The organism is Flavobacterium sp., from assembly GCF_043780635.1.
Taxonomy (GTDB): Bacteria; Bacteroidota; Bacteroidia; order Flavobacteriales; family Flavobacteriaceae; genus Flavobacterium.
In genome coordinates this window covers 1-3,887 of record NZ_JAYWCK010000037.1, presented here as the reverse complement: position 1 = coordinate 3,887, position 3,887 = coordinate 1, and the positions used below count along the sequence as shown (strand labels likewise).

Below are 3,887 nucleotides of genomic sequence, written 5' to 3'. Positions count from 1 at the left end.
ATATTGGTTTGTTTAGCGACTTCAAGATACTGAATTTCAGTATCTTGACCAATATTTATCCGACTTATTTTACTTTAAATAATTACACCCAACGGGTTTATTTTAATATTTAAATGGGGCATCATAGATACCAAATAACAATTTTAGTATTAATGTTCACCCACTTTGGATCCAAAAATAAATTATCTATTCTTTAAAAGTTTACGGCTTTCCTCATTTGGGTTTTTTAAATCCATTTTCCCCGTCCTTTTTGAGTAAAATAAGACACTTTATTTATTTTGCAAATTTTCATTGCATGACAAATTCCACTGTCATTGCGAGCGAAACGATGTGCAGCTATGCAATCTGAGTTAGGCGGCCTTCCTCCAACCCAACCACCAACACCCCAACCGATAACTGACAACCGATAACCGATAACTCCTTATAATTCCATAATTTTGTACCACATTAACGAACAAGCTTCTTGATAACATACTATGGGCAATACATTTTCTGACAGTAGCCAAATTGGAATCGTATCCACTTTTTCTGAATTGGTAAATACCGATTTTAAGGGAGAAAGGAATGCCCTATGCTGGTACCGAAATTTGGAAGGCGATTTTAAAGAGATTGTAGACCAACTGCAATTAAAAGAAAATATAACTGAAGTGGATCCTGAAGACCTATTGGCACTCCAACTATCAGAAAAGGGGAATAGTGCAAGGGAAATTATCTTAAATGATTTCCGATTATTAGCCGATTTCGGAGCTTCCCCCTCGCTTAATTTACTGAAGTGTTATGAACGAGATGACGAATTTGATTTCATATCCACCGATGTGTATTCGTATCATGTAGATCGTTCGCCTATTGCAACGGATACTTTTTTATGTACCTATCACGGACAGCCAAGTGATATTATTGCTAATGAGCAAGCGGAGCAAAAAGTGCTGATTCCTGAAATTCGTAACAAGCTAAAAGAGCTACATAATGGCCCAACGGAGGAATTTGAAAACTTTTTGACGGAAAATTATTTTGATTTGCATTATCAGGCGCAACCCTATGCTGTGCCTGTTAATTTAGGATTAGGACATCTTTGGCGCCTGGCTGTAGATCATCCAGAACAACAGGTGCTACCTTGTATTCACAGAGCACCAATAGAAAAGCAAGGGGAATATCGTTTGCTGTTGATTTGCTAAAAAAAAACTAGTGATAGTTTTGAGGTATTATCCGGATTAAGAAATAGGATAGGTTCTTACGAATGGGGGAAACCACGTTGCGAAAGCTTCGAATTTGAATAGGTACTCGTCAAAGATGAGCACCAGGGGGGGGCCTATTGTTTGCTTAATCTATACCGTTTTCAGTTTCCTGCTATATTTATCTACTTACATTTATTATCAAGTGATAGTCCTGACAAGACTGTCTTTGCAGACTTTTCTGTTACCTCTTGACAATATAAATTATTTGCCCAGAACCCAGGTTGAAAAAGCATCTGAATGTAATACGTTTTTCCAGCCTCAACATTAATAGTTATTGGTTCTGCTTTCTCTTTTGCTTCAGTGCCTGCAAATTGAACCGTAAAACTATGTTCGCCTGGTTCCACTTGATGGATTGAGTATTTCTTATTGTTCAGTTTGCATACCAATTGTTTGTCAATAAAAGCTGTGAATGCAGTTAATGAACCATTATATCCTGTAGAGCGAATAAAATAAATGTTAGCTTTGAGGTCGCCGATCGTAGTGCTTGGGATAATGGTCGGAGTAAGGGCAGAAACAGTTTCATTTTTTTTTTCTTCAGTAAAAATGTCTTTTGTACCATTTTTATAACGAACTATTAACACATCAGATTTTAGTATTGTATATGTCGGATCACTTTGGTTATCAAACTTTTTATACTTTATCTCAGTAGTTGTTACCTCAAGTACTTTTGCTTGAATATCTTCACCAGATTTCTTTGTCAGTAAATCTTGTGAAAAACTAATAGAGACAGTGAAAATTGCCGTTAAAACTGTAAGGATTAATTTTTTCATTTTATATTAATTTTAAATTAAGACAACATAGAAAACGGCATTATGTTAATGCATTGTCGATTATTTGTGTTTTGGTATTTAGAATAAGCCCGGATTTGTAGTCCGAGCTATCAGGTAATTAAAATTATTATACTTTAGAATTTATATTGAATTCCTAATGAAGTATTAAAAGCATTAGCTTTGTAGTTTATATCCATAGGCTCACCATCCACTTCTTTAAACTTTGTGGATAGGTAATCTAAATTGAAAGCAAGTCCCCAATGTTTTGCAAAAGGAAAGTTAATACTGCTACCTAATAATAATCCTGTTGAAGAGTTAGTATTAAATGTATCAGTACCATCATCAAAAACACCTGTGGTAAATGCTATCTGAGGCTTTAAGTCAAGTCCTATTTTATTACTTAAAGGAAAAGAAAACATAGGGCCTATAGCTAAGTAACCAATAGCGAACGTATAATCATATCCATAAACATCCGAAAAGTTATAAGCTGTTGAACCCCAGTTAAAAGTCATCCCATAAGTTTCTGTGAAACGATATCCTGCATTAATCAGTCCTAAATTAAATCCAGTCTTAGCATTATCAACCTTGGTTAAATCTCCACTTGGAAAAGAGGCTCCAAAAGAAACGCCAATATAACCTTTGGACTCTTGTGCATTAGCAAAGCTAAAAGCACATAATACTAACGCAATTAAAATAATTTTTTTCATTTTATGTTTATTTTTAATGTTTACCTACTCTAATCAGTTTTCAGCTACCCTGATATTATTGTAAAATAATACTAAGCAAACATAAAGTACATTTTTTACTATACTTTACGGTTTCCCGTAAAGGAGTGATTATTTATTCTATTATCATTATTATTAGTAATATTGTTCCTGCTGTGCCCAGCAAAAAGGGTTACAATTGTATGTATAAGTTTTTCAATCTCTTTAAATTAAATTTAGTATTCTAAGAGGCTCTCGAACCCTTGTGTTTTTGCGAATGTTTTCACTATCTCCAGCTTAGTAGTTTCTATAGGGTAACTAAAAAATTAAGTGTAATTTTTATACTATATATTAAGTATTTACAATTTTAATGCAACCAAATCAACGCTGTAAGGATAAGCATAGTGTTCGATTGGTTCGTGTTGTAGCCATTTTTTTTCGTCCTCGTGTTTGAGGACTATCGGCATTCTTTTATTGTGATTGTGGATTTCAGCCAATAGGGGACTAGCTTCTGTAGTTAGTATGGTGTAGGTGTTTTTTAGTTCTCCTGTGTTTTTATCTACCCAATGGGCATACAATCCTGCAAAAGCAAATAGTTCTTCATTTGGCAGTTCTATTTCGTATTTCTGTTTATTTTTTCCTTTTGGATCCAGCCATTTCCATTCGAAATAGCCATTAGCGATTACGAGGCATCTTTTGTTGACGGAGTTTTTGAAGGATGGTTTTTCGTTGACAGTTTCTATCTTGGCATTCAGAGTGTATTTTTGAATTGCTGAATCCTTTGACCAAGCTGGGATGAGCCCCCAATTGTAGTGGGTAATGATTTGTGGTTTTTCGTCTATGATAACGGGTGTTTCCGGAAAGTCAAAGCCATTGATGTGGTTTTGTGGCTGGAACTCCAAAGGGTTGTCCATGGTTGCTTTGAACCTGTGTTGTAGTTCTGTTGCGGACTTGGATTGTTTGGAGTGGAAGCACATTAATTCGTCAATTTGGTTATTGATTATTTCAACTATTAAAATTAGGAAATTATATGATTCTAGTTTTATAAGGGAAGCAAAAGCAGAAAGCCTTTACAGAGATGGAGGGCACTGAAAAAGTCATTTTAGTACTTAATTGATTAATAAATAAGGAGTAGAAAACTAGTTTTTCTGCTCCTTATTTTGTATTTTTAAGTTTAA

Annotated in this window: 4 protein-coding genes; 1 reads left to right on the top strand and 3 read right to left on the bottom strand. The window is 34.6% G+C overall.

Annotation, left to right across the window (positions count from 1 at the left end):
* Positions 1-476: 476 nt before the first annotated feature.
* Positions 477-1,175, top strand: a complete 699-nt coding sequence (locus ACH2BV_RS03545; protein WP_395049343.1) for a DUF1826 domain-containing protein — start codon at positions 477-479, stop codon at positions 1,173-1,175.
* Between the two features lie 182 nt (positions 1,176-1,357).
* On the opposite strand, the gene ACH2BV_RS03540 is transcribed toward ACH2BV_RS03545, so the two are convergent.
* The 3 genes from ACH2BV_RS03540 to ACH2BV_RS03530 form a co-directional block, all read right to left on the bottom strand.
* Entirely contained in the window at positions 1,358-2,005 is a 648-nt protein-coding gene (locus tag ACH2BV_RS03540; RefSeq protein WP_395049342.1) for a DUF2846 domain-containing protein, read from the bottom strand.
* 134 nt (positions 2,006-2,139) lie between these two features.
* The gene (locus tag ACH2BV_RS03535; RefSeq protein WP_395049341.1) at positions 2,140-2,712 is read right to left on the bottom strand and encodes an outer membrane beta-barrel protein; all 573 of its coding nucleotides are present in this window, start codon (positions 2,710-2,712) and stop codon (positions 2,140-2,142) included.
* A gap of 356 nt (positions 2,713-3,068) precedes the next feature.
* On the bottom strand, positions 3,069-3,686 hold the full coding sequence (locus ACH2BV_RS03530) for an SOS response-associated peptidase (RefSeq protein ID WP_395049340.1): 618 nt from the start codon (positions 3,684-3,686) through the stop codon (positions 3,069-3,071).
* Between the last annotated feature and the right edge of the window lie 201 nt (positions 3,687-3,887).

Bases quoted from the DNA above. Each gene is read 5' to 3' on its own strand.
- ACH2BV_RS03545 (WP_395049343.1), top strand. From the start codon at position 477: ATGGGCAATACATTTTCTGACAGTAGCCAAATTGGAATCGTATCCACT.
- ACH2BV_RS03540 (WP_395049342.1), bottom strand. From the start codon at position 2,005: ATGAAAAAATTAATCCTTACAGTTTTAACGGCAATTTTCACTGTCTCT.
- ACH2BV_RS03535 (WP_395049341.1), bottom strand. From the start codon at position 2,712: ATGAAAAAAATTATTTTAATTGCGTTAGTATTATGTGCTTTTAGCTTT.
- ACH2BV_RS03530 (WP_395049340.1), bottom strand. From the start codon at position 3,686: ATGTGCTTCCACTCCAAACAATCCAAGTCCGCAACAGAACTACAACAC.